4 protein-coding genes and 1 pseudogene are annotated in these 5,565 nt (G+C 53.7%); 1 reads left to right on the forward strand and 4 read right to left on the reverse strand.

Features of this window, described 5'->3' with window-relative positions; genetic code table 11:
• The 3 genes from FKW31_RS16205 to FKW31_RS14435 all read right to left on the reverse strand — a co-directional run.
• On the reverse strand, positions 1 to 800 hold an 800-nt coding region (locus tag FKW31_RS16205), incomplete at its 3' end, for a TonB-dependent siderophore receptor (protein ID WP_202878733.1).
• The gene (locus FKW31_RS14430) at positions 790 to 2,541 is read right to left on the reverse strand and encodes an ABC transporter ATP-binding protein (RefSeq protein ID WP_150178907.1); all 1,752 of its coding nucleotides are present in this window, start codon (positions 2,539 to 2,541) and stop codon (positions 790 to 792) included. The genes FKW31_RS16205 and FKW31_RS14430, both read right to left, overlap by 11 nt.
• Positions 2,538 to 4,268 carry an ABC transporter ATP-binding protein gene (locus FKW31_RS14435; RefSeq protein ID WP_150178908.1) on the reverse strand — a complete coding sequence of 577 codons (1,731 nt, stop codon included), beginning with the start codon at positions 4,266 to 4,268 and terminating at the stop codon, positions 2,538 to 2,540. The genes FKW31_RS14430 and FKW31_RS14435 overlap by 4 nt, the downstream gene beginning before the upstream one ends.
• Before the next feature lie 156 nt (positions 4,269 to 4,424).
• Between FKW31_RS14435 and FKW31_RS14440 the strand changes: the two genes are divergently transcribed.
• Entirely contained in the window at positions 4,425 to 5,417 is a 993-nt protein-coding gene (locus FKW31_RS14440) for an AraC family transcriptional regulator (RefSeq protein ID WP_150178909.1), read from the forward strand.
• Positions 5,418 to 5,436: 19 nt separating this feature from the next.
• On the opposite strand, the pseudogene FKW31_RS14445 reads toward FKW31_RS14440, so the two are convergent.
• Positions 5,437 to 5,565 (reverse strand): annotated as a pseudogene (locus FKW31_RS14445) (IS5/IS1182 family transposase); the annotation flags it as partial.

Raw genomic sequence — 5,565 nt, forward strand, 5'->3', positions numbered from 1 at the left:
TGCCGTCCTTTCGCGCAGTCGTTTCTTCCAACGACCATTCTGGCACATTGCGATGCCGTGCGGGGAGGACGGCAACCACCCCATCTCACATTGCCCTGCTGCTCCTGAGAAGTCAGGGCAATGGAGCCATAAAGCCAGTCTTTTATCAGACTGCCGTCTGCCGTGCCGGTTACATGGTAACCATAACGGCTTTCCGCCCCGGCCTCGAACGAGGCGTGGGCACGCGGACCGGGCTGGCGCGTTGCAATATCAATCACGCCGCCTTCCGCACTTTGGCCATACAGGGCCACCTGTGGTCCGCGCAGCAGTTGCACGCTCTCAATACCAATAAGAGACTGCATAGCGTTAATGGGAAGCACGGGAACATCATCCACATAAAAGGTTGTAGCTGGATGATAGAGGTCCTGCGCTGAGGTAATACCGCGCACTGTAATGGCAGGGAAAAGAAAGCTCCCCGAGCTTTGAATCTGCACACCCGGTAACACGCGCGCCAAATCATTCGTGTCTCGAACCTGTTTCTGGCGGAGTTGCGCGCCAGTCACAAACTGCCCGCTTGTGCCCGTCTGGTCCAGCCGCCGTGGCTGCCGCACACCAACGACCTCCAGATGTTCCTTTGCGGCTTTTGGCGCACTTGTGTTGTTTTTGACCGCTATTGTTTCTGCCTGTGCAGAACAGGACACAAGAACCCCGCCAGCCATCAGGCCTTTATAAAGTTTCTGATGCCACTGCGCTGTTGTGTGAGTATTAAAGTAAGACATATCCTGTTTTCCAAAGAGAGTAAGGGTCAGTTCAGTGGACATTGGGGGCAACCCATGACTTGGGGCGCTGTTGTGCGTGCCAGAGCCGGGCATAGGTGCTGTTGAAAGACATAAGGGCCTTGTGCGTGCCACGCTCCACGATGTGGCCGTTTTCCATCACCCAGATTTCTTCGGCCTCCTGTGCAATCCACAGGCGGTGAGCAATTGTGATTACTGTGCGATCCCCGCCAATGTGCTGTAGGGTGCTGCGAATGGCAGCTTCGCTCATCGTATCAAGCTGCGAGGTTGCTTCGTCCATCACCAGTAAAGGTGCGTTCATAAGCAGTGCACGCGCTATGGCGAGGCGCTGTTTCTCTCCACCAGAAAGTGCTGTTGCCGCTGCCCTGATCTCTGTGTTCAGGCCATGCGGTAGATGCTGAATGAACTCATGGGCATGAGCCTGTTTGATGGCAGCCAGCACAGCTGCTTCAGAGGCCGCTGGGTAACCAAGGCGAATATTGTCGGCTATTGTGCCTTCAAAAAGATGTACATCCTGAGGCACCAGAGTTATGCTCTGGCCAAGCATACTGCGATCCATGTCTCGCAGGTCCGCCCCTCCTATGGTCACAGCACCTGTATCCACATCCTGCATGCGTAGCGCCAGATGTGCGAGTGTGGTTTTGCCAGAACCCGAAATACCAACAAGTGCAATTTTTGTGCCTTGCCGGATTGTTCCTTCAATCGGAGCAAGGCCACCAGCTGAGGGATTATCGGCATCAAAACGAACAGAGACTTTTGAAAAATGCAGGTCGTAGCCATCCGGCCTCACGGCTGTTTCAGTCTGGGTCATGCCGGGTCGGGCCATAATCTGGCTCATACGGTGGAGTGTATTCCTCGCAAAACGTAACCCAGCAACCTGGCCTGCCAATTCAACAACACAGCGTGTAAAGCGGTAGGTCAGTATAATGGCTGCAAAAACAGCACCAGCGGAGAGACCTTTTTGCTGAAAACTCATGACCAGCACGCCAATGGCAAGCGCCATTCCGGTCTGGGCGGCAAGGGCATACCCCATAATGGCAGGTGCGGGAGCGACCTCAAGCGCCATCTGGGCTGTTTTCAAGCTGTCTGTTGCCGCCTCTGCACGAGAGGAAATCTGCCCCTGCGGGTCAAAAAAACGGATCTCACCCGCACCTTCCAAAAGCGTCAGTGCCGCCTGTGCATAAGCGTCCTGCGCAGAGGCAAGACCGGCATCGGCTTTATCCAACAGGCGAAATGCCAGCAGCATCATAGCGATAACAACCGGCAAACTGAGTGCCAGAACGACCGCCGCAGGAACTGAAAGGGAGCCGATCAGGGCAAGCAGCAGAACAGGCAAAGCCATACCGGGAATGACAACACCCCACAGATGGGTAAAAATGTCCTGCACAGCTACAAAACGGCTTGTCATGAGGTCCAGCAGTCCGGCACGTTCGTCTGGCAACTGCCGCTGGGCCGGAAGCGCCATCAGATGATCAAGCAAGCACAGCCTGATCTGTGACATGGCACGATACGTGCCGGTAAAATCTTTTACCAACCCCTGGGCGCGAAACAGCGCTTGCAGGCCAAAAGCTACGGCTAGACCTAACAGGATCATGAGCACACACGTCATACTGCCGCGCCCTTCGGCCATCCATTGCACGCTGAGCAGTAACAGGACATAGCCTGCCGCTTCAGCCACAGAGGATGCCAGACCATACACAAACCCTGCGCGCAACGCGGGGTCGGCAACAAGAGTGCGCAACAGAACCTTGTAGTATCCCTTCATGGCATGGCTCCATCGCCAAACTGGTGACGGGCATAGGTTCCATAAAGTGCAGATTTTTCCATGAGGTCTTCATGGCACCCCAGAGCAGTCAGGTGCCCATGCTCCATAACTGCAATCTGCGCAGCCTCGCGCACAGTGGCAAGCCGATGCGCGACAATAAGGATCGTACGCCCCTCAAGCGTGCGCGCCAAAGCTTTCTGAATATGGAACTCCCGTTCCGGGTCAACAAAAGCCGTTGGTTCATCAAGCAGAATAACAGGTGCTCGACTAACAAGTGCGCGTGCAATAGCCAGCCTTTGGCGCTCACCACCAGAAAGGCGGGCACCGTTCCGCCCGATCGGGCCATTCAACCCAAAACGTTTGACACACCCCAAAAGATCGCATTCTGCCAGAACATTCATCAGGTCACTTTCAGCAAGGTCCGGGCGATACAGAAGAAGATTATCCGCAAGGGAGTGCCCAAGAAGAACAGGATGCTGGAATACTGGGCAAACAAGCTGCCCAATAGCTTGCGGCGCAAGTGACTCAAGGTCCTGACCGCCAATTAAGACACGGCCGGATGTTGGTTTGAGATTGCCTGAAGCAAGCTGCAAAAGTGTACTTTTACCCGCCCCACTGGCCCCAACAATGCCAGTTACCTGCCCCGCAGGACATGTTAGCGAGAAAGACGTCAGCACATTCTCATTTTCAGGGCGTTCAAGACTGACATTTTCAAACACAACATCGTAGTGCCCGCCTGCCTGTACCGTAACTGAGGAGTGCAGTGCTGCGTCTTGCGCAGTATTCTCTATCTGGAGTGCGTTAAGGCGTCCCAATGTTGCACGCAGGCGTGGAAGCGTGCCTGAAACAAACATAAGACGCTGAAGAGGCGTCATCAGCCCCATACCCAGCAGAATGGAAAACAGGCAGTCAGGCAGGCCAAGACCCTGCGCCATATGCAGGAACATCGCGCATGGCAGCACCACAAGCAGGTTTGTGCCAACGCACATAAACACCATGACATAACTCCATCTGGAGCGGTACGTCATATCGCACGCCAGATGCGCCACATCCTGCAAGGCCTCTGTCAATAGGGGCAGAGAACTCGGAGGTCTGTTAAAAACCTTGAGGGTCATCAACCCTTCCAGACAGGCCATGATGTTCTGGTTGATTCTGACATCTGCCCGATGCCATGCCCGACCATTGCCAGAGGCAACACGCCCGATCTGCCGCCAGGCCCATGCGGCTACTGGCAATAGTCCGACGCTGGCCAAAGCCATGACTGGGGAAATAACCACCAGAAAAAGCAGGCTGACCACAACTGTCACAAGGCTGATAATTGTATCGGGGAAAGTATGCGCAATGGCCGTCTCAAATTCGGCACTGTCATCAAGCGCCAGTTTTTTTAACATTGCTCTGTGACTGGTCGTATAATCAGCCGGAAGTCTTTGTGTGAGATTTAAAATAGCCCTACGTAAATCCCTGACCACATCAAATGCCAACCTGTGGCAGAGCACAGATGTTGCCCCCTGACACAGAAACGGCAGAAAAACGGCGGGGAGCAGAAACAGCGCAATCCGCGTAGCCGACTGGGCAGGAAGAGAACGAAAAAGCTGGCTTAGAACAACAAGTGGGATAAGCGCGCTCAGGGCTGTCAGAACAGAAAAAACACTGACTACATAAAACCGTGCTTTATACTGGCTTATATAATCAGAAATACTCAAGCGGTCAGATGAACGATAGGACATATGCAGGGCTTTAATCTGTTCCGGCAGTTAGAAAGGCACCTCCCTTCATGATCGGAGTTGACGCTCATCGCTACCGCGATCGAACCAAACCATTGCGATCCGGTCCTGTAATTGATAATCATTCTTATTATTTGCAACTCTGAGACCATAACGCTCATGTCCGTAGAGATTTTGTCGCGTGTTTCACGCACGCAAATGAAGCAGGCTCATGCGTTTTCTCCGTCCTCTTACAAGAACGTGGACAAACTCGGCGATGAAGCGGCCTTACAAGGCCGGATGCGCACATTCATTCTTAGGGAGGGGCTGGAGCTCGGTGTGTTCGACCTCTATGCGCGCAAGGACTTCATGGGCACTTTTTCTGCCTCCCCCCAGCTTGTTGTCGTACTGATTACTGAGGGTGTCGCTTATGGCACTTTCCAGCATCGCACCGATCACGCGCCCTCTCCGCGTTTGAACTACCAGATGGGGGACGTCATTGTTGCTTGTAATCTGACCGCCGGAGAAACAACCTTTGGGCTCACAGCAGGCCAGAAGCTCAGCGGAATAGAACTCAGGGTCAGCTTTGATCTGCTGGAACAGCTTATGCCTGGCTTTCTTACTCGGGCGGCATCCCACGACAGGCCTGTTCAGGTTATAGGAAAAGCCACGTGCTGGATGGCACGCCTCTCACGCACATTCACGCTGGGCGCTACAGCACGCACACTCCGGGCAGCAGCCGCGGATGGCAGGCGCTCTCTTATGCTGGAAGGGTTTTCCTTATGCCTGCTGGATGAAGTGCTGGAAGCCTTTGATGGCGATAAAGAAGCCACACTCTGGCGTCAGGCTGGTCGCTACGAAGCCTGTATTCGCGAAGCGGCCGCGTTACTGACTACCCACCTCGCCGAGCCATGGACAATTAAAATGCTCGCAGAGCGGGTCGGCCTCTCTGAGAAGCGTTTAAAAGACGGGTTTCAAAAATACTATCAGAACAGTCCGTATTGTTTTTTACAAAAAGCTCGCATGGATATGGCTAAATCCTTACTTATGCGCCAAACCACAAGCATAACAGACGTCGCTTTACAGGTTGGATATTCAAACAGTTCGCACTTCGCAAAACTCTTCAAACGAGAGTTTGGTATTAGTCCATCCAAGGTACCCATGAACTTTTAGAGCCTGATTCGAAAGTCTTTCAGCACTGACAATGTCTTGCGGTTCTGCAAGTCAGCAGGCGGATTGAGGCGATCAAAGTCCACGCTGTTGACGAGGCTATGGACTTTTCCCAGTCTTTGGCGAGCCGCCTGCAGCGACCGAGCCAGGC

It is taken from the genome of Acetobacter sp. DmW_136 (assembly GCF_008690365.1).
Lineage (GTDB): Bacteria > Pseudomonadota > Alphaproteobacteria > Acetobacterales > Acetobacteraceae > Acetobacter > Acetobacter oryzifermentans.